Origin of the sequence: Kangiella geojedonensis, assembly GCF_000981765.1 — a bacterium.
GTDB classification, from domain to species: Bacteria; Pseudomonadota; Gammaproteobacteria; order Enterobacterales; family Kangiellaceae; genus Kangiella; species Kangiella geojedonensis.
The window spans coordinates 638,136-657,805 of record NZ_CP010975.1 but is presented as its reverse complement, the minus strand read 5'-3'; the positions used below and the strand labels follow the sequence as shown (position 1 = coordinate 657,805).

The 19,670-nt window shown below is 42.3% G+C and carries 19 protein-coding genes; 5 read left to right on the top strand and 14 right to left on the bottom strand.

Translation table 11 applies throughout. The annotated features are described in order from the left end of the window. Positions 1-320 precede the first annotated feature (320 nt). The 3 genes from dnaQ to TQ33_RS03050 are packed head-to-tail and all read right to left on the bottom strand — an operon-like array spanning position 321 to position 2,180. On the bottom strand, positions 321-1,010 hold the full coding sequence (gene dnaQ / locus TQ33_RS03060) for a DNA polymerase III subunit epsilon (RefSeq protein WP_046560763.1): 690 nt from the start codon (positions 1,008-1,010) through the stop codon (positions 321-323). A 10-nt stretch (positions 1,011-1,020) separates the two neighbouring features. Beyond that, entirely contained in the window at positions 1,021-1,464 is a 444-nt protein-coding gene (gene rnhA, locus TQ33_RS03055; protein WP_046560762.1) for a ribonuclease HI, read from the bottom strand. A 32-nt stretch (positions 1,465-1,496) separates the two neighbouring features. After that, positions 1,497-2,180 carry a methyltransferase domain-containing protein gene (locus tag TQ33_RS03050; protein WP_046560761.1) on the bottom strand — a complete coding sequence of 228 codons (684 nt, stop codon included), beginning with the start codon at positions 2,178-2,180 and terminating at the stop codon, positions 1,497-1,499. A 108-nt stretch (positions 2,181-2,288) separates the two neighbouring features. Here TQ33_RS03050 and gloB point away from each other — a divergent pair, with 108 nt between their 5' ends. After that, a complete protein-coding gene (gloB, locus tag TQ33_RS03045; RefSeq protein WP_046560760.1) occupies positions 2,289-3,059 on the top strand; it encodes a hydroxyacylglutathione hydrolase in 771 nt (256 codons plus the stop codon). A 13-nt stretch (positions 3,060-3,072) separates the two neighbouring features. After that, the gene (locus TQ33_RS03040) at positions 3,073-4,614 is read left to right on the top strand and encodes a lytic transglycosylase (protein ID WP_046560759.1); all 1,542 of its coding nucleotides are present in this window, start codon (positions 3,073-3,075) and stop codon (positions 4,612-4,614) included. Positions 4,615-4,679: 65 nt separating this feature from the next. Here TQ33_RS03040 and TQ33_RS03035 read toward each other — a convergent pair whose 3' ends face one another. The 11 genes from TQ33_RS03035 to TQ33_RS02985 form a co-directional block, all read right to left on the bottom strand. Further along, positions 4,680-5,876 (bottom strand): ABC transporter permease, encoded by a 1,197-nt coding sequence (locus tag TQ33_RS03035; RefSeq protein ID WP_046560758.1) that lies wholly within the window; start codon positions 5,874-5,876, stop codon positions 4,680-4,682. Between the two features lies 1 nt (position 5,877). Continuing rightward, entirely contained in the window at positions 5,878-6,675 is a 798-nt protein-coding gene (locus TQ33_RS03030; protein WP_046560757.1) for an ABC transporter ATP-binding protein, read from the bottom strand. A gap of 14 nt (positions 6,676-6,689) precedes the next feature. Further along, a complete protein-coding gene (locus TQ33_RS03025; RefSeq protein ID WP_046560756.1) occupies positions 6,690-7,775 on the bottom strand; it encodes a YcjF family protein in 1,086 nt (361 codons plus the stop codon). After that, positions 7,772-9,196, bottom strand: a complete 1,425-nt coding sequence (locus TQ33_RS03020) for a YcjX family GTP-binding protein (protein ID WP_046560755.1) — start codon at positions 9,194-9,196, stop codon at positions 7,772-7,774. Before TQ33_RS03020 ends, TQ33_RS03025 begins: the two co-directional genes overlap by 4 nt. 158 nt (positions 9,197-9,354) lie before the next feature. After that, a complete protein-coding gene (locus TQ33_RS03015; RefSeq protein ID WP_046560754.1) occupies positions 9,355-10,689 on the bottom strand; it encodes a tetratricopeptide repeat protein in 1,335 nt (444 codons plus the stop codon). A gap of 18 nt (positions 10,690-10,707) precedes the next feature. Then, complete coding sequence (locus TQ33_RS03010) at positions 10,708-11,343, bottom strand: energy transducer TonB (protein WP_046560753.1); 636 nt, start codon at positions 11,341-11,343, stop codon at positions 10,708-10,710. A gap of 3 nt (positions 11,344-11,346) precedes the next feature. Next, positions 11,347-11,748 (bottom strand): ExbD/TolR family protein, encoded by a 402-nt coding sequence (locus TQ33_RS03005; protein WP_046560752.1) that lies wholly within the window; start codon positions 11,746-11,748, stop codon positions 11,347-11,349. Positions 11,749-11,766: 18 nt separating this feature from the next. Further along, positions 11,767-12,279, bottom strand: coding sequence for a MotA/TolQ/ExbB proton channel family protein (locus TQ33_RS03000; RefSeq protein ID WP_046560751.1), 513 nt, complete (start codon positions 12,277-12,279; stop codon positions 11,767-11,769). Positions 12,280-12,289: 10 nt separating this feature from the next. Further along, on the bottom strand, positions 12,290-13,636 hold the full coding sequence (locus tag TQ33_RS02995) for a MotA/TolQ/ExbB proton channel family protein (RefSeq protein ID WP_046560750.1): 1,347 nt from the start codon (positions 13,634-13,636) through the stop codon (positions 12,290-12,292). Continuing rightward, positions 13,633-14,409 (bottom strand): DUF3450 domain-containing protein, encoded by a 777-nt coding sequence (locus TQ33_RS02990; protein WP_046560749.1) that lies wholly within the window; start codon positions 14,407-14,409, stop codon positions 13,633-13,635. The genes TQ33_RS02995 and TQ33_RS02990 overlap by 4 nt, the downstream gene beginning before the upstream one ends. Before the next feature lie 300 nt (positions 14,410-14,709). Beyond that, on the bottom strand, positions 14,710-15,852 hold the full coding sequence (locus TQ33_RS02985; protein ID WP_046560748.1) for a hypothetical protein: 1,143 nt from the start codon (positions 15,850-15,852) through the stop codon (positions 14,710-14,712). Positions 15,853-16,155: 303 nt separating this feature from the next. Here TQ33_RS02985 and TQ33_RS02980 point away from each other — a divergent pair, with 303 nt between their 5' ends. From TQ33_RS02980 to TQ33_RS02970, 3 genes are read left to right on the top strand one after another with little or no spacing between them, the layout of a single operon-like run. Continuing rightward, entirely contained in the window at positions 16,156-17,835 is a 1,680-nt protein-coding gene (locus TQ33_RS02980; RefSeq protein ID WP_084617039.1) for an ABC transporter substrate-binding protein, read from the top strand. Then, positions 17,835-18,794: an ABC transporter permease gene (locus TQ33_RS02975; RefSeq protein WP_046560747.1), complete on the top strand. Its 960-nt coding sequence runs from the start codon at positions 17,835-17,837 to the stop codon at positions 18,792-18,794. Before TQ33_RS02980 ends, TQ33_RS02975 begins: the two co-directional genes overlap by 1 nt. Continuing rightward, positions 18,791-19,666, top strand: coding sequence for an ABC transporter permease subunit (locus tag TQ33_RS02970; RefSeq protein ID WP_228640355.1), 876 nt, complete (start codon positions 18,791-18,793; stop codon positions 19,664-19,666). The genes TQ33_RS02975 and TQ33_RS02970 overlap by 4 nt, the downstream gene beginning before the upstream one ends. The last annotated feature ends 4 nt before the right edge of the window (positions 19,667-19,670 follow it).

The following is a 19,670-nucleotide window of genomic DNA, read 5'->3' as shown; positions in this document are numbered from 1 at the left end:
ACGCAATAAACTCAAGTGATTGTAGCAACCCCCAAAATACCGCGCAAGCAAACCCCAGACTACTTTCTGAGCAAAACTGATGTCTCAATAACTACATAAATAAGCTGTATAGAGTAGCAATTATTTTTGCGTTTTTTGGGCGAATAGACCGAGGCATTGCACCTAGGTGAAGGTTTTAAGATTTGATTGTATGACTTTCATACCACTAAGAATGGTTCAAACTGATTATTTTTTAAACCATTCTTAGTGGGATTGATCATTGTTTGCTCAGTTTTAGGTGAGATTTTTTGAGCAAACTGATAAGAATAACTAATGACAAATTAGTCCCATAACTCAGCTTTAATACTCTTTAGTTTTTCATTATGGGCTTTCAGTTCTTCATCCGACGCCTTAATGACTTTTAAGCTTGGTCGGTTAGTAGCGATTTTCCGCACTGGCAACTCACCGGTTTCAGCATTGGGACTGGACTGACGGCCCAAGGTCAAATTCGTTTGCCCGCCCGTCATACGCAGGTAAACGTCAGCTAAAATCTCAGAATCGAGCAAAGCGCCGTGAAGCTCACGGTGGGCATTATCGATGTCGTATCGCTTACACAAAGCATCCAAGCTATTTCGCTGACCGGGGTGCATTTGACGAGCCAAAACCAAAGTATCGAGCACCGTACAATAGTCCGATGTTTTACCTTTAGTATGGTCCCATAACTTCAATTCATGATCGATAAAGCCAACATCAAACGGCGCGTTATGAATGACCAACTCAGCACCGTCAATGTACTCTAAGAACTGCTCGGCAATGTCTTCAAAAAGGGGTTTATCCGCAAGAAATTCGTTGGTAATACCATGAACTTCAATCGCACCTTCATCAATTTCACGTTGTGGCTTGATGTATTGATGGTAGTGATTACCGGTTAATTTTCGATTCACCAATTCCACACAACCGATCTCGATAATGCGGTGACCATCTCCAGGTTCTAAACCAGTGGTTTCTGTATCTAGTACAATCTGTCTCATGCGCTACCTTTTATCGCTCTTGCAAAGCTTTCTCAACACCAAGATTCGCTAACTCATCAGCAATCTCGTTCTCAGTATGACCGCTATGGCCTTTTACCCAGTGCCAATTGATTTGATGCTTAACCACTTGTTCGTCCAAAGCCTGCCATAAATCCTGATTTTTAACAGGTTTCTTAGCCGCAGTTTTCCAACCTTTAGCTTTCCACCCTTCTAGCCACTGGTTTATGCCATTTTTAACGTATACCGAGTCAGTCGTGAGCTCTACCTTGCTGGGACGCTTCAATGCTTTAAGCGCCTCAATAGCTGCGGTTAACTCCATACGGTTGTTGGTCGTGTCTAGCTCTCCACCATACAGCTTCTTTTCGTGCTTACCGTAGCGCAACAAAGCCCCCCAGCCGCCAGGGCCCGGATTACCTTTGCACGCACCATCGGTAAATATTTCAATCGTTTTCAAAATCTGTGTCTAGCCTTTATTTATTGTGTGTTTTAGATATTGGCCAATTTACCGCCAATGGCTAACGCTTCTCGCTCTATCGGGCGTAGCGGCGTCATCGTTGATACTTTTTTCTGAGCTTTTACCATATAGGCAATAGGGGCTGACAGCCATGCTTTTGACATATCAGACTTTTTCTCAAACTCCTTAAAACCTCGCCACCATGGGCAGCCCACAACTTCAGTTTCCAATGTATTAAAACCGAGTAAGTTTAACCACTCTTCATAGCGATGAATACCGATAGTATGTGCTGGAAGTTCTTTTTTAGTCCGAGAAAGACGCCCTCTGGCTTTTAGCATCCAAGGATTAAGCGGCGCATATAATAATGCATACAGAATTCCTTGTGGCGCTAGAGCCCTGTGTACTTCTCCGAGTAAGACGCTGGGATTCTCGGCATACTCAAATACATTGCTCAGTACAACTGCCTGTATGGAGTCCGTCATAATGGGCAACTCATCAGGCTTCGCTTCTACAGAGTGACACAAGCCATCGCCTAAGCGAACATGATACTCAAAAACATTATCCGGCAAGCTTAAACTTTGCGTCAAACTATCAAGAGTCAGCAAGTAACCCCCATGGTACTCTTCCATATGCAGCTGCAACCACTCCTGCCACAGATACCGTAAACGGTTTCCTGCGGGCATTTTAGGCCAACTCAACTCAAATAATCGTTCCATTGCTACCTGTTTAGTTGCTAGGTTTTAGCCTGTCTTGTAGAGTATTCTCATGCTAACCTGAGTTTTACACCCAAGCAAATACACTTACTCGAAATTGTGAATAATACTATGAAAGTCATACCATTATGCGCCTTCAGCGATAATTACATCTGGGTCATTCATTCCTCTAACTCGAACGCTGTCACAGTGGTCGATCCAGGAGATGCTAACCCAGTTATTGATTACATTGAATGCCATGACTTATCACTAGAGACTATTCTAATCACACATCATCACAATGACCATATTGGTGGCGTTCAAACCCTAAAAAACCGCTATCAATGCCAGGTATTTGCGCCCAAACGTGACAACCAACCTTTTGCTGACCGTGATCTGGTTGAAGGTGATGAAGTGTCTGTTTTAAATAAGGAATATCAGTTCTCTGTGATTGAAGTTCCTGGCCACACCATGGGGCATATTGCCTTTTATGGTCATGACGCGTTGTTTTGTGGCGACACCTTGTTTAAAGCCGGCTGTGGCCGTATGTTTGAGGGCACACCTCCGGTATTTTTAGAGTCACTACAGAAGCTTGCTAAATTACCAGAAAATACAAAGGTTTATTGCGCTCATGAGTACACTCTGGCCAACTTGAGATTCGCCCAGTCAGTGGAGCCAAACAATGATGCCATTGATAAAGAAATACAACATTCTCAACAACTTAGAAGCGAAAACAAACCAACCCTTCCTTCTACCATTGGCGACGAGTTAGCCTTTAACCCATTTCTCAGATGCAATGAGGACTCTGTCCAGAAAACAGCCAGCAAAGCCTCAGCAGAGAAAACTTTCTCCGATCCAGTCAGAACTTTTGCTACAATCCGTCAACTAAAAGATAATTTTTAAACAATAATTTCTTATGAAGCGCATTGCCATTTTATCGCTATTGGTACTAAGTGCCTGTAGCAGCTTACAAAAAAAGTCTGACGACGATATAGCTGACCACAAACCATCGAGTCAAAGTGAGCCATTACCAACGCCTGATATTGCTCAGGATGAGCTATCTCCTGAGGTTGAGTTAGTAACAAAAGACTTAACGCCTCTACCACCCGTGAATTTATGGGAAGAGTTGTCGAAGAAACAGTCGTTAACACACATCACTAACTCGCGTGTAGAGTCGCATCAAAAACGTTTTTTGAGTCGTACCGACCACTTAGTTGATCGCGCCAACAAAGCAGCGCCTTATTTACATTACATTATCACCGAGCTTGAAAAGCGTAATATGCCAGTCGAGCTTGCTTTCACACCAATGGTGGAAAGTAACTTCGATCCGCTTGCCCACTCAGTCGTACAAGCAGCGGGTTTATGGCAGTTCATGCCGCGAACCGCACGAGGGTTTGGTTTAACGATCGATCAATGGTACGACGGCCGTCGTGATGTGGTTGCCTCAACTCATGCCGCATTGGACTATTATGAGTACTTAAACAAGATGTTTGATGGCGACTGGCTTTTAACAGTGGCTGCCTATAATGTCGGACAAGGCAATGTTTTAAAAGCCATGAAGCGTAACCGTCGCCAAGGTAAAGCCACCGACTACTGGTCGCTGAAACTACCACGCGAGACGATGCGTCATGTGCCTAAATGGATCGCTTTATCCAATATTTTCCTCAACGCAAAGGATTTTGGTGTCGACTTACCTTTCATTGAAAATACACCAGCGTTTAAAGAAGTCAGCATCGAAGCCCCTGCTAACTTGATGGAGCTCGCTAAAATTGCGAATATTGATAAGAATGTTTTTTATCGTCTCAATCCTGCTTATAACAAACTGTTTATCCCAGAAGAGCATGGTAAAGCGAATATTCTTGTGCCAACAAAAAATGTCCAGCTGTTCCAAAAAGGTATCATGGACATTGAGCCCGGCAAAGCACTGGGATTATTAACTTACACGGTTAAATCTGGCGATAACCTTAGTAGTATCGCTAAAAAGCATCACACCACTGTTTCTTACTTGAAAAACCTGAACAAACTAAAGTCAGACTTCCTAAAAGTTGGTCAAGTTCTAAAAATGCCCGGCTTTGCCAATGCATCCGAGCACGAACTAAACTTCATGGCAACGCTTGATAAAAATCGTCAGCGTCGTCGTTACCAGACGTACACAGTTCGCAGTGGCGATAATTTATGGAGTATCGGCAAACGCTTTGGCGTCAGCTCTACGCAAGTCGCTCGCTGGAATAATATCAACAAAAACAGTACCTTACGAATCGGGCAGCGTTTAAAAGTTTGGCCAAAGCAGTACTCTCAATTTGCTTCAGCTAAAACCTCTTACAAGGTGAAAAGTGGCGATTCTTTATCGGCAATCGCTCGCAAGTTTAAAGTGAAAATCAGCGACTTAACGAAGTGGAACCGCCTCAATAAGCGAAGCATTATTCGCCCAGGACAGACCCTGACCATTTATCGCTAAAAGATTTACATCCATAAAAAAAGGGCCGTAACGGCCCTTTTTTTATTTCTAAGCTAACCCAATCTTTAGCTTCTGAACAGCACTTTTTCTTTCTTGAAAAACTGCGTTGTAAAGTAAAGTAATGCTCCAGCGATAACCACGGTTGATGCTAAAAGCACCGTAATCATTCCATAGTCTACCGTCCCCTTCACCAAATCTTTCATCGCTAGCGCAACGTTAGTAATCGGAATCATAGCCGTTTTAACGTTCAGTTCCATACCAGGAACAAACGCAACAATGACGGGCATAAAGCCCAACATAAAAATTGGTGACATGTAAGCTTGTGCTTCTTTCATGTTTTTAGCGTAAATAGAAGCACTCAACATAATCGAGGCAAAAATACTAGTCAGTGGAACAAGTAACACAGCCACCAATAGTAGATCCAGCCCTGAAATATTCGATAAGAAATCTAAACCGCCCATTTTTCCACCCATGGTGAAAATATAAGTCCATATAAAGTAACTTAAGAGCGTCACTATCACCGTAAAGAAACTTGCAGTAAAGATGACACCGAACTTTGCCATGACAATTTTACCTTTAGTCATAGGCGTCAACAGCAACGTTTCTAAGGTGCCCCGCTCTTTTTCACCAACACCTAGCTCTAACGCAGGATACATAGCACCAGAAACCGCCAGAGCAATAAGGATGTAAGCGATTAAAGGACCTGCAAATTCGCCCATACGCTCCCTCTCAGATGCAAAGTTCTGATTCTCGACAGCTATCGGCTTATTGAATGCCTTGATATTATCCGTTGATAAGTTAAACCGAGCACCCAAAGCTAAACGCTCAGTATTATTGTAGGCTTCAATAATATCTTTAACTCGCTTGCTTGAGATATTATCGAGCTTAGAAGAACCTTTATAGTAAAGGTTAATCACTTCCTGTTTACGACTATCTGAAGGTAACTTAGTACCCTCTGGAACTTCGATAATGAAGTCAACATTATCTTCTAAAATTTCTTCTTTATAGTCGTTACTACTTATCTCCACTTTCTTGAAATGCTTTTCAGCAGTAAACAGTGTGGATAATCCTTCAAAAGCAGCTGCATTAACGAAAGCAACCTTCAACTCTTTTGTCTCGGCTTCTTCAGTTTTGCTTTGCGTGAATTTACCAATACCAAAAAATAAGACTGGAAAAATAATCGTTGGCAGCAAAATCGAAAAAATTAATGTTTTCTTATCACGTAGAATTTCAAGTAATTCTTTTTTATAAACTAACCACATATTAAGCCACCTCTTCCTTTTTATTAACATTGCTCAAGAAGGCATCATATAAATTTCCAGACGACGTTTGCGCCGCGAACTCTTGGGTCGAGCCGAAGAACTTTGTTTCGCCGAGATCAATTAAACATACGTCATCACACAAACGTTCCACTTCATGCAAATGGTGTGTGGAAAAAATCACTGACATTTCGGTCTCTTTGTAACTTTCAATGAAGTCTAAAACCGTTTTTGCCGAAATGACATCAAGTCCTGTCGTTGGCTCATCAAAAACCAATACTTTAGGGTCATGAATGACAGCACGAGCTATAGAGGCGCGTTGCATCATACCAGTCGATAGATCATCTGCTCGCTTACCTGCAAAGGTGTGCATATCTAACATGGTGAAAATCTTATCGATCCGCTCATCCATAGTTTGCTTAGAAAGACCGTGCATACGACCAAAATACTCAACATTCTCACGCACGGTTAAACGGTGGTACAAACCAGTTTTACCTGACAGGAAGCCGATTAATTTTTGGGCGTAACGAGGCTCTTTGGTCACGTCATGACCATTAATCAGTATTTCACCTTGAGTTGGCTCTAGCGCCGTCGACAACATCCTTAGAGTCGTAGTTTTGCCAGCGCCATTTGGTCCCAGAAGGCCTAAGACCTTTCCCTTATCACAACTAAAAGTAACGTCACGTACAGCGTGAAACACGCCATCACCCTCACGCGGGTCTGTGACCACTTTATTCTTTTTCTTCTTTGCTTCTTTTTTGTCATAAGCAAAGCTTTTTGCCAAGCCTTTAATTTCAATCATAACGTCTTGTTCCCCTATTTCTTATTCTCAATAGTCTCTTTGACTTTGTCTGATTTACCCGTAGAAGCTGTTTTCACTAACCCTACAACTTTCTGATAAACCGATTTACGTATTTGTCCAAGCCGCGGCTTACTATCCTGTCCAAACGGCACTGGACGACATAAATGCATCGTCTGTAAGCCCATACGTGCGATTAATACCCCAACACCAATACCTTGGGCTGCCTTCGCAGAAATTGTCGCTGTCAGGCTTTTGCCTAACAACTCCACACCAGCGTCAGCAACCAGTTCGCTCGCACCCGCCAACATCATATTCTTAAAAACTCTTTTCGTCATCTCAAATCGACCTAGGGCAGTTTGCGGACAACCGTAGAGACGCGACAGCTGCTCAATCATTTTACTGCTTCTCCACGCCACTAATGCCATGTCAGCAGCAGCTAGAGGGCTCAGAGCGACCATGGCAGCTGCTTCAGATGCATGCTTGGTGACAATATCTATTGCTATCTTATCAAGGCCTTCCAAAACCGTGCTTGAGTATATTTGTATTAACTCTTGGTCATTGTGTACTTGCTGTTTCTTTTGCTCAAACTCAGTTTTCAACGAGCTAACATTAACCTGCTCCTCTAAATCATTCGTGACCTCGTTTAGCACCTCGGCAGCTTTGCCGTAACTGTTGTCGGTAAGCATCTGTTGCAAGATAGCTTGTTGTTGTGCACGTTTTTTAAAACGTCTTCTTGCACGCCAACTTTTAAACAAGGCGAAGCCACCACTCACGACGGCTAACGATGCAATAATCCCCGCTACAGCACCCAGCAACCAATTGGCTTCAATTAACCCTGCAACAAAACCGTATGCCTCATAACCTGCAGCGAATACCACAAAGGCAGACAATGAAGGCCAGAATAGTTTTTTTAGCCATGGTTTTGATTTATCTCTTTTCAATGCAACGGTAACGGCAGAGTCTGGCAACATTCTAGTATTTTCACCTGATTCAACCAAAGGTGACTCAGATCGATCTTGCAAGACACTCTCTTTTAGCAGCTTCTCTGCATCTTTATGCGCTTTATCTTTGCTGTAAAACTTAACAGGCTTATCACTCATATAAATTTATCCCCGATCAAAAACTCAATCACTTTATCCATTCGAATATGTGGAAGCGCTTCATCCTTGCTGAGTTCTGGGATAGCAAAAGGTGTAAAGTCTAATTTAAGCTCTTTCCACTCTTGTCGAGAAAGCCCCTTATCCGGGACTCTTCCTGGGTAATGAATGACTGACTCACCTGTCTTTTCTTCAATGCCTTTGACACAAAGTAACTTAACCCCTTCATGCTCAGTTGCTACGGGCTCAGATGTTGCTACAGCACTAATAGCCATAGTCTCGACCTCTACCCCCTCATACCCAACATTATTTTTTGCTTGAGCTACCATCTTCTGCATAAATGACTCCATTGCCGAGTGCTGATCAGGCGGCACTAAATCAACTTTCGTTGCTGCAATCATTAATTTATCGATGGACGGTGAAAAAAGCCGTTTAAGCCAATTGGAGCGACCATAACTAAAGCCCTCCAACAATTTCTCTACGGTATCTTTTAGGTCTTGATAGGTTTCATAGCCTGACTCCAATACTGAACAGGTGTCTATAAGAACAATCTGCCGATCAACCTTGGTGAAATATTCTTCAAAGAAAGGCTTAATCACATTCTCTTTGTAGTAATTAAATCGCTTCTCTAATACTTTAAGGGTCGATTGTTGCTCGAACTGATCCCAGTTTAGCGAAAGCACATCTTCATTAAGAACAGGAAAGAAATCTAATGTTGGCGCTTCTTTTAATGAACCTGGCAAAATGAAACGGCCTGGTAGCGCTAAACCATAATCGTTGTACTCATTGCGATACGTCATTAACGATGAGCGATACACATTTGCAATCTCTTTGAGTTCTTTCGATAGGGCAACGTCATCCTGAACGGCTTTATAATCAAAAGACTTTATCTTACTTTGAATATCTTCTGAGTACTGTTGTCTTCTAGCACTATTCAAGTATTTTATACAAGCTTTAGACCAATCCCTGTAGTCCATAGCTAAAAGCGGAAGGTCTAACAACCACTCCCCTGGATAATCAACAACTTCGACCGTCACCGTACTGTCTGATTGAAGTCTTTTTGCCCAACGATGTCCAACCTTAAAACGACACTTTATCTGCGCCTGAGAGATGTTTCGTGTGGAGTCTGGCCATTGTGGGATATCGGAAGTTAAATGTGCTAATGCATTATTGTAATCAAAAGCTGGTATGTGCAACTCTTCATGTTGGGAAAGTTTACTGGCAAGCATCCTATTTTGCACATTTACGCTTAAGAAAGTTAAATGCTTTTCCATAGGCGCATGTAATAACTGATTAATTAATGACGTGGTAAATGCCGTTTTACCAGCACCACTTAACCCTGTAACCGCAATACGCACATTTCGATTTAAGCCACGGTTGATCAGCTCACTAGATTTAGATTTAAATTTATTTATTAAGTCCATACTAACCCTGAGTAATTAACAATTTAGTATAGATCATATATTCAGCACAAAATATGAATAAACGTAATAAAGTATTAACAGTCTATTCAGATTTATATATTTGAATAAAAAAAAGCGCTACAAGAGTAGCGCTTTTAAGTTTTGCAATAATTTGAGGTTTACTCTCCGCCGCCATCAGGGTTTTGATCCTGAAGCTCCATAGCGGCAATGGCGTCTTTCATCTTTTGTAAGTCACCAATATACTTGATATACGCGTTTGCGTTTCGAGCAACTTTTGGAAATTTAGCTGCCTGTTTCATTGACTGAACAGCGGCATTTTCTTGCCCAAGTCTAAACTGAGAAACCCCTAGGTTCATATAAGCATAGCCTAAATCACCTTCACGTAAATTACCCTTTCGGATAGCTGACTTATACTTAGCAACAGCATTTTCATAGTCATCTCTATCCTGATACATAATAGCAATTTTATAGTCATACTTGCCTGAGGAAGTAAACGAGGAAGCCTTATCATATGCCTTAGCAGCATTCTCTAAATCTTTCGAATAGAAATAATTATCTGCGACTCTTTTCCAGTTTTCTTCAGTTGACTCAACAATGCCTTTTTCAATGCCTTCTTCTAAACGCTGCGCAGCAAGACGCGGTGTTCGATTATTAGCAAACAAAGCTGAAAGTTGCTTGTAGTTAGTTTCACTAGTCCACATGCCATTCATTCTTGCAAGCTCGGCAAGTGCTAGCATATCAGCTTGCTTAGATTGACGACTATATACTGCAAAAAGGTTGTTATACACTGATTTTTCTGCTGGGAATAACTCGATCATTTCTTCGCCAACGACTTCAGCACCAGGATTGTCATTCAACTTAATATGAGCGCCAAACATCATGCTGTACAAAGGTTTCTTTGAAGTTGAGCCTAACTGAAGACCAATGTAAGCAGGACAAATCGACTCTCGATACTGTTCACTGTTGTAATATAAACTTGCTAGCGCGGCGTATGCATTTGCGGGAGGTTTGATAACATCAGCAAAATATTTTTTCATCCAGCTAATAGCTTGCGGATAGTTTTCTTCGATTGTATAGAGCTGAGCAATAGCTCGGCGCATACGAATTTCATCTTGCTTTCTTAAAAAACCGCTATCAATTGCTTTCTGGAAAGCATTTCTTGCCGCACTATAATTTTCGGTCGCTTGATAGTTGGCACCGAGTAACTGCTGAGCACGCCCTACAGCCACCTTATCACCAGAATTAGCGATAAGGTCATTTAAGATTGCGATAGACTCATTATACTTCCCATCAGCGTAGGCTTCATTTGCTGATGTTACTTTCTTAAAAGCCGACTGGGATGTAATGGAACCTGCAGACTTATCTTCTTCATATTTACCCTCTGTAGGAGCTAAGGGTTTACATGAAGATGTATATTTCGTTTGAGGTAGCGCAAACGCACTACCTGCAAACATTAAGCCTGTGACTCCTAACAATATTGGTATTTTTTTCATAGATATCACTTATTTCTACTATTGCTGATCCAACTCAAATTCCATTTTATAACGCATGTTACGCTGAGGAATTGGTTGACCGTTCACAATTCTTGGTTTGAACTTCCACTTACGAATAGCTCTCATTGCATTCCTTCTAAATACACCTCTTGGACTTTCATCCTCAACAGAAATATTTGAAGGGCTACCATCAGGACCAATATCCATTGTAAAAAGCACGTAACCCGTAATACCTTTCAATGATGCTTGGACAGGGTACTCTGGTTGAGGCTGATAAACAGGGATAGCTTCACCATCTCCCATACCTGCAAAGTCAGCTTGTCCTTGCCCCAGACCACCAATATAAATACCTGTTCCGTCCATTGAAGCATCAATGTTATCAATTTTGATGTCTACCAAAGCAGTAACAACTTTTTGCTGCTTTTGCTGCACTTGCTGTTGTGGCGGTGGCGGCTCTTTTGGTGGCGGTGGCTTTTTAGGTGGACGACGCTCTTTGCGTTGCACCTGTTTGTCTTCTTCAACAAACGCTACTTCTACCTTAACGTTTTCTACTTCATCTTTCTTACTGTTCGTAGAAATCAAAAAGTTCATTAATAGAAATAGGCCAACCACAATACCAAAGGCAAACAGTGCACTTAATATAACTCTCAACATAGTTTACTGTACCTTATCTGTTGCAACTGAAACCTTAGCGCCAGCACTTTTAGCAAAATCAATGACTTTTAACACAAGTCCTGCCTTTGCTTCTTGGTCAGCCTGAATAACAACTTCACCTTCTAAGTTTTCAGTTCGCATTGATTGGATTTTTGACTTAACTTCAGCAGGCTGAACAGTCGTTTTGTCAATCGTAATAGTGTTTTTTGCATCAATAGCGACAAAAATATACGCATTTTTACGCTCTTCTGCAGTACTTGCTAAAGGTTTGACAACTTCTACGCCTGCTTGTTTCACAAAAACCGTTGTGACGATGAAGAAAATTAACATGATGAATACGATGTCGAGCATCGGAGTCATGTCAATTTCTACATCTTCTTGTTTTCTTTTGTCTTGAATCGCCATCTAGTCTTCACCCAATAATTAATGGTGTGAAAGGTTATCGGCTAACTGGTGTGTCTTAACATAAGTCGTTTGTTCTAATCGACTACTGAAAAAGATACCAGATAATGCGGCAACCATTCCCGCCATTGTTGGAATTGTAGCTTTAAAGATACCGCCAGCCATTTGACGTGCGCTACCAGAGCCTTGACCTGACATGCCATCAAAAACATCAATCATACCGGTGACAGTACCCAAAAGCCCTAATAGAGGACAAATGGCAATCAATGTTTTGATTAATAACATTCTTTGGTTCAAGGCTTCACGAGCTATCGAGATCCAAGCATCACGGATTTGTTTTGCTTTCCATGATGTCTGGTCTTCTCGAGCATTCCAACGTGCGATGATTGATCGAGCTTCTTTCGGATATTGGCCATAAATAAACCAATAACGCTCAATCAAAAAGGTCCACATTAGGAAGAGAACGAGTCCTATCCACCATAGGACCCATCCGCCTTTACCGATAAACTCTAATATCGTATAGATTAATTCCATAAGGAAGTTCCTATGCGTTATTCTCGTCGTGTTGAGCCATTAAACCAGTGCTCTGTTCTTCCAAGACATGAATAATGCTTTTACTTTTACCAGCTACAACAGCGTGCAAGAAGGTTAATGGAATTGCTGCTAACAGACCCCAAACAGTTGTTACCAACGCCTGAGAAATACCGTCAGCCATTAATCGTGGGTCGCCAGTACCATGTAATGTAATAGACTGGAATACCTCAATCATACCAACAACTGTACCCAATAGACCTAGTAGCGGACCAAGTGCAGCGATTACTTTAATGAGGTTAATACCACGCTCAATTTTAGGTGTTTCTTTCAACACAGCTTCATCTAACTTTAACTCGAGGTTTTCAACATCTTCATCTTTGTTCGCAAGATAAACTTTCATCACGCGACCAAGAGGGTTGTTGCCTGGAGTGCTTGATTTCTTCTGAGAAGCAACCTTTGGTCCAGTAACCATGTACAGAGTGAATAGACGCTCTAAAGCAATTAACAAACCGATAGCTAAAAGGATCATTACAGTCGAACCTGCGAAGCCTTTAAACTTCCATAAGCGATCTGCCAAGCTCATTTTTAGCTTTTCTAATTGAAGAATACCGCCTTTTGTAGGGTCAATATAAAGACCAGCATAACCTGAGGCAGCAGACTCATAGTCAGCCGCTAAGTCACGAACTTCTGCAGAAGGTTGTACTTGTAGAGTCTTAATCTGACCTTTGTCAAAGATAAGATAGTCATTACCAGAAAGTAGGTTGAAAGTACCAATACGCTCAACTGTTTGAGTTTCTGTACGGCCTTCTTCATTCACCACGTCAGCTGCGAAGCTTGCAGTGTTACCTTGTTCAGATAACTCCTGAAGCATAAGTACGTAGAAACCACGTAGATCATCCATTTTAGGAAGCTCTTCTGCTTCAATTAACTTATCTAGTAACGCACCACGTCCTGGGTATTGAGCACTTACTAACGATGATGAGATATCACCTGATAGGCTGTTTGCTGCTTGACGAACAACACCAAACAACTCACCCAAGTTACCTTGCTTAATACGTAAATCTTCTGCGATTTGCGTTAATTGCTTTTCGTTTTCATCAAATGATGCTTTTAAACGCTCACTTTTAGCTTCTTCTGCAGCGAGTTTCGCTTTTGCATCTGCTAATAGGTCAGCTTGACGATTCTTTTGACGCTGGAACGTTTGAACACGTTGATTGTTCACCTGCTCTTGAATACGCTCTTTATCTCTAACTTTCTTAAGTAAGTCAGAGTGCGACAAACTTTCAGCAGCATTGGATACTGCTGAAACACTGAACGCTAGGACGCCAGCTAGTGATAATGCTAAAACGTTTCTCATTGTGCTGCCTCCGTAACTGGGACTGGTACTTTAAATAGTTCTTGAGTTGCGACACCTTTTGCCATATTGATTGCGTTGTTCACAGAGTCTAAATACTCTTGTGGAAGTGCAACCCACTGACCAGATGATTTATCCCAATAAGCACCATCTTTGCCGTCAACTGTTAAATAAACATACGACAAACGACCCACACGTAAGAAGTCTACACTGAGCTCTTCTCCGTCTTTCTCAATAGTTCCTGAGCTTGCAGATACGGCGTTACCGTATTGCATTTCAATTTGGTAGGCTTCTAAGATTTTACGATACTTCTCTGAAACCGTTACATCAGCGGTATCCATCAAAGAGACTAGATTCTGTACACGCTCTTGACGTTGCTGAATGTTGAACGGGATGTCCAATTGAACAAACTCATCAAGGGTTTTAATCATTTCATCCATTAAAGGAAGAACACCCTTTTCAGTTTCATCAATCGTTTCCATTTCCTGACTGCTCTCAGCAATTTGTTTTTCCTGAGATGCAATTTGTCTTTCAAGTTGAGTGTTGTAGATACGCAAGCTATCAACTTGTTGTAAAGTATTTCTGTATTCTAAAGCCAAGTCAGTGGTTTGCTCTGCTAGGCGATCTACAGATACTTGTGTGCTCGCTGCTTTTTTATCAATTCGCTTCTCAGTAGTCATCGAAGAACCGAACTCGCCAGCAGCCATCGTGCTGCCCATCACAGCAGAGGCAAGAATGGCAACAGCCGTTTTCTTAAAAAGTACTTGTTTTTTCATAAACTTACCCAAATTTCTGTTCAGAAATCGTTTCATTAAAAAGTCGATGCTAAAGAAACTTAGTAGGTTCGAGACCAAAAATCAAGGAATTAAAGGTCTGAACTGTTAAAAGAGTCTCTTTAAACTAAACTTTAACCAATTGGTGTTTCTCTGGTGAAAGAAATCAACTATAAAGGAGAAGGCCTGTAAGGGTCAACAAAACATTACAGTTAATTTACATTTAGAAATAGTTTCAGATAACTTTTATTTATCTCTTGATGCAGCAGCGAATTGACCTTATAAACTCCCCATCAAAACTGATTAAAAGTTTATGCTACCGCTAAGTTTTATATATTTTGGAGTTTCAAAAGTGTAAGGCATTAAGCCGTTATCATTGAAGTTTTGATTGCTATTATTTTCTTGGTTATTGCCCAGCAAGTTTACCAAGTCTATTCTTATAACTAAGCCCATATCTTGCCAGCGCCCCTGGTATTGGACCCCAATATCTAACGTCGTACTATCGAAGTTAAGGCTGTTCGCAGAATCGCTGACCAGAGAAACGATTTGTGGGGGCTGCTGAGTATAATCCCTATGGCTAAGTTGCGTTGCTACTGACCATTCGGGGGAGAAGTCTATTTGACTAAAAAGCGATATCCCACTTTCTTTGAGTTCGCTCGCAACCGTCTCAAACTCTTTTAACTGATAAGGTTGCCAGTCAAACGTCGAATGGCCTTTAAACAAGCTACTACCGACGGAAACCTTATCTCCAACTTGGCGAGTTAACCGAATTTCAATACCATCTGAAGCCTTATCAAAGCTTGGTGATCTGCCCAGCTCAGAAAATAAGTTCACAGCTTCAGGCAAACCATCTTTATTGAGATCAAACCAGTACTGTTGATTAACTGGGGTGTCGGCTCCAAAGCCAAAAACACTGTTATCAGAACTGGCCTGTTCAAGTTCAGACTTAGTATAACTAATACTAACAGCCCAGCTATCGTTTACATTTTGTTCAAAGCCTAGGGCAAGCTCAGAGCCTTCAGGCCCAGACTGATTATAGTCTAAAAAATCATCTACCTTAATGGATACTGGAACACGGCGGTTTCCATAATTGATATAGAAAGTCGAGCTTGCGCTATCAGGACTGTATGAAGCGTTCAGTTGATATTGTTCTTCAGTAAACAACGACTCTTGTGACTGATTCACATCTAATGAAAATTGCCATAAACCGTCGCTCCCGTCTTCAAGCCCGATGGATAGCGCGCTGGAGTCTAAATAGCCGGAGCCAAATGAATCGGAATAAAGTGGTACAACTTTCGAAGCATGCAGGGATGAGGAAGAACTATCGAATGAGAATGGTGTCCAGCTATTAGGTTCTTGTTGATAAACGTCTTTAGCCATAGCAGCGCCTGAAATCGACATTGCAACTAATACGCTAGCTAATTTTACTCGGCTAATAGACTTCATGCTGTCACTCTAATCACTTGACCCCATATCGCTTGTTATTATGAAGCGCTTGGTGTTTTCTATTGTTTTAAGCTTTTTTGTCAGCTTCAAAGGCTAGACAAAACAGTGCGACACTAATGTTCGCATACCTTAAGTATAGCAGTTTCCCTTGCCCTTTCAACTCGTTACGGGCCAAACTTAGTGCCTGTTCACAGCTTGTTACATCTCACAAAGATTTGTTGAAACTCAACCGATTGCAGACAGCTCTAGGCACTAGCCTATAAGCTTGTTATGATTAAGAAATCTAACGAAAACAATGACCTGATGATACATAGCAGTCTATACAGAGGCACCCCAAGTCCTACCAAGCTATTACTATCGCTAGTGGCCCTCATTTGTTGTTCCTGTAGCCCTAGCCAAAACAAGAAAAACAATAGTGAGGAAAAGGATCTTTTAGTTTACTGCTCGGAGGGAAGCCCAGATAGTTTTAATCCGCAACTGGTTACGTCTGGCACCTCTTATGATGCAACGGCTAACATCATCTACAACCAATTAGTTACTTACAAACCAGGGACTACAGAGATCGCACCATCCCTTGCGAAATCTTGGTCTATTAGTGATGACGGCCTTCGATACACATTTAACCTAAGAAAGGATATTCCTTTCCATGGCAGCCAAATTTTTACTCCAAGCCGCAACTTGAATGCCGATGATGTCATATTCAGTTTTAATCGCCAGCGATTAGAAAACCACCCTTATCACGCAATCTCAGGTGGGCGCTATCCGTATTTTAAAGCTCAGAGTATGGAGCGACTGATTGAAGACATTCGCAAAACCGGTGAACACCAAGTTGAGTTTGTATTAACACGCCCCGAAAGTCCTTTCTTGTCAATTTTAGCGACACCTTTTGCATCCATACTATCTGCAGAGTATGCTCAGCAACTCAATCGACTTCGCCATCCAGAGTGGATAGACAATAAGCCTATCGGCACTGGTCCTTTCCGCTTTGAACGCTATGAGCCAGATGCTTATATTCGCTATAAACGCTTTGATGATTATTTTTCTGACGTAAAACGAGTCAAAAACTTAGTTTTCGCCATCACTCCGGATGCTGCGATGCGCTTTGCACGTTTTAGTGCTGGTGAATGTGATGTGATGAGTTACCCTTTACCGGTACATTTGCGTGTTGCTCAAAAAAATGACCTAAAGTCAGTGCAAACACCAGGACTTAATGTAGCCTACTGGGCATTCAATACAGAAAAGCCCCCCTTTCATGATGCTAAAGTCCGGCAGGCTTTAACCATGGCCGTCGATCGTGAAGCAATTCTGCAAACGGTCTATGACCGACAGGCGACTATGGCAACCAACCCAATTCCACCGTCATCATGGGCATACAATAAGAACATCACCAAGGTTACCTACAGTAAACGTAAAGCGCTCGAATTACTCAAGGAAGCGGGCTATGAGAATGGCTTTTCTATCGACATTTGGGCAATGCCGATTCAACGCGCCTACAACCCAAATGCTAGGAAGATGGCCGAAATGATTCAGCAGGATTTGGCGGACATTAATGTTGATGTACGCATCATCACCTATGAGTGGGGCACATTCTTGTCGCGTGTATCCCAAGGGTTGCACCATAGTGTCCTACTCGGTTGGAATGCGGATAACGCTGATCCCAATAACTTTTTTAGTCCTCTGTTAAGTTGCAGCTCTTCTGTAAGCGGTAATAATTATGCCAAATGGTGTAACAATGAGTTTGACGACCTTATCTTAAAGGCGAGAACCTCTGCCGAGCAGGCTGATAGAACCCAGTATTATTTACAAGCTCAGAAGATCTTTAAACAAGAGGCCCCATGGCTGACAATTGCACATGCAAACAACAGCGTATTGGTCCAGCCTGAAGTGGATGGGTTGATAGTGTCGCCGATAGGTAACATTAACTTTGAAGGGGTAACGCTAAAGCCCCTAAATGAAAACGCTACTCCAGAGGCAAGCAATTAATGTTTTCAACATTAATCAAACAACTGAGCACATTAATCATCAGTCTGTTGGGGCTGACAGTTTTGACGTTCATACTCAGCCTGCAGTCAGATACGCCGGTTCATCAATTCCAAAGCGACCATGTCGTTATCCAATATTTTGAATATTTGCAGTTTTTATTAAATGGTGACTGGGGTACCTCTAGCATCCATAAACGTAGCGTGCTCAAGGATTTTTTACAGCATTTCCCAGCGACCGTAGAACTTATCATTCTGGCTATGCTGCTCGCTGTCACCGCAGGCCTTGGCCTTGGTATATTATCTTCAACTCGTCGCGGTGGCTGGCTTGATAACACTCTAATGACATCATCGCTGATGGGCTATTCTATGCCGATCTTTTGGTGGGGTATGCTATTGGTGTTGTTATTTTCGCTAACGCTTGGGTGGACGCCCGTTGCAGGCCGTATCGATTTTTCCTATGACATAGAGCCCTATACACGCTTTATGTTGATTGACACCCTGCTACACCATAATCAATACGGATTCAGTGCTTTCTTAAACGCCCTCCATCACTTGATTTTACCCGCGGTAACTCTGAGCACAATTCCCATGGCGATTGTGGCACGAATGACTCGTTCTTCGTTATTAGCAGTGCTGAAATCAGAGTATGTTCGCACGGCACGCTCTAAGGGTATTAGTAAGCAGCGAATTATTTGGGTTCACGCCCTGCGTAATGCCCTACAGCCCATTTTAACCATTAGTGGCGTTCAAATTAGCATCATCATGTCGGGCGTTATTATTACTGAGTATATTTTCGCATGGCCAGGGATCGGAAAATGGTTACTTGAAGCGGTATCGCGTCGTGACTTCGCGAGTATTCAAGGTGGCGTGTTGGCGCTCTCCATCATCGTCATTGCTTTCAACTTAGCTCTGGACTTTATAAGCATCTATCTTAACCCAAGACTAAGGAGACCATCATGATAAAACCGATGGTCAGTGCCAACCAAAAAGCGGCTTGGGTAATTTTTCGTCACAACAAAGGCGCTATGATTGGCCTAATCGTGCTTTGCTTCATCCTTATTATGGCGCTGATTGGACCATGGATTGCGCCCTATGATCCAGCGCACCAATTTAACACCAGCATACTCGTCCCCCCTATTTGGAACGATGCTGGTAATTTCCAATACTTTTTCGGCACCGATGACTTGGGCCGAGACATGCTTTCAAGGCTGCTTTACGGAGCACGACTCTCGCTCCAGCTGACCTTCATGGTGGTATTGATTGCAGCATTCATAGGTATAGTGATTGGTGCTGCGGCAGCATTTATTAACCCAACACTTCGGTCACTGTTGATGAGAATTATGGATCTACTCCTATCGTTCCCGTCGTTGTTACTTGCCATCGCAATTGTTGCCATTATCGGCCCCGGCTTGCCCAATGCGATCTATGCTGTGGTTATCGTATTGGTGCCTCAGTTTGTTCGCATTACACAATCTTCTATCTCAGAAGAACTCAACAAAGATTACGTCATGGCAGCAAAGCTTGACGGCGCTAAACGGCTACGGCTGCTCACTCACCACGTATGGCCAAATATTATTCCAGCATTGATTGTCCAACTAACTTTTAGTTTCTCAACAGCGCTACTCGACATTGCTGCCTTGGGATTCTTAGGTCTTGGTGCGCAGCCTCCGATGGCTGAATGGGGAACTATGTTGTCTGAATCACGGGCCTTTATTCAATTTGCTCCCTGGACCATGACCTTGCCGGGACTGGCGATCTTTCTGACTGTTCTTTCTATCAACTTAGTGGGTGATGGCGTTCGCGACGCCCTTGACCCGCGACTTAACCGCTAGGGCT

Bases quoted from the DNA above. Each gene is read 5' to 3' on its own strand.
- dnaQ (WP_046560763.1), bottom strand. From the start codon at position 1,010: ATGAGACAGATTGTACTAGATACAGAAACCACTGGTTTAGAACCTGGA.
- TQ33_RS03050 (WP_046560761.1), bottom strand. From the start codon at position 2,180: ATGGAACGATTATTTGAGTTGAGTTGGCCTAAAATGCCCGCAGGAAAC.
- gloB (WP_046560760.1), top strand. From the start codon at position 2,289: ATGAAAGTCATACCATTATGCGCCTTCAGCGATAATTACATCTGGGTC.
- TQ33_RS03040 (WP_046560759.1), top strand. From the start codon at position 3,073: ATGAAGCGCATTGCCATTTTATCGCTATTGGTACTAAGTGCCTGTAGC.
- TQ33_RS03035 (WP_046560758.1), bottom strand. From the start codon at position 5,876: ATGTGGTTAGTTTATAAAAAAGAATTACTTGAAATTCTACGTGATAAG.
- TQ33_RS03030 (WP_046560757.1), bottom strand. From the start codon at position 6,675: ATGATTGAAATTAAAGGCTTGGCAAAAAGCTTTGCTTATGACAAAAAA.
- TQ33_RS03025 (WP_046560756.1), bottom strand. From the start codon at position 7,775: ATGAGTGATAAGCCTGTTAAGTTTTACAGCAAAGATAAAGCGCATAAA.
- TQ33_RS03020 (WP_046560755.1), bottom strand. From the start codon at position 9,196: ATGGACTTAATAAATAAATTTAAATCTAAATCTAGTGAGCTGATCAAC.
- TQ33_RS03015 (WP_046560754.1), bottom strand. From the start codon at position 10,689: ATGAAAAAAATACCAATATTGTTAGGAGTCACAGGCTTAATGTTTGCA.
- TQ33_RS03010 (WP_046560753.1), bottom strand. From the start codon at position 11,343: ATGTTGAGAGTTATATTAAGTGCACTGTTTGCCTTTGGTATTGTGGTT.
- TQ33_RS03005 (WP_046560752.1), bottom strand. From the start codon at position 11,748: ATGGCGATTCAAGACAAAAGAAAACAAGAAGATGTAGAAATTGACATG.
- TQ33_RS03000 (WP_046560751.1), bottom strand. From the start codon at position 12,279: ATGGAATTAATCTATACGATATTAGAGTTTATCGGTAAAGGCGGATGG.
- TQ33_RS02995 (WP_046560750.1), bottom strand. From the start codon at position 13,636: ATGAGAAACGTTTTAGCATTATCACTAGCTGGCGTCCTAGCGTTCAGT.
- TQ33_RS02990 (WP_046560749.1), bottom strand. From the start codon at position 14,409: ATGAAAAAACAAGTACTTTTTAAGAAAACGGCTGTTGCCATTCTTGCC.
- TQ33_RS02985 (WP_046560748.1), bottom strand. From the start codon at position 15,852: ATGAAGTCTATTAGCCGAGTAAAATTAGCTAGCGTATTAGTTGCAATG.
- TQ33_RS02980 (WP_084617039.1), top strand. From the start codon at position 16,156: ATGATACATAGCAGTCTATACAGAGGCACCCCAAGTCCTACCAAGCTA.
- TQ33_RS02975 (WP_046560747.1), top strand. From the start codon at position 17,835: ATGTTTTCAACATTAATCAAACAACTGAGCACATTAATCATCAGTCTG.
- TQ33_RS02970 (WP_228640355.1), top strand. From the start codon at position 18,791: ATGATAAAACCGATGGTCAGTGCCAACCAAAAAGCGGCTTGGGTAATT.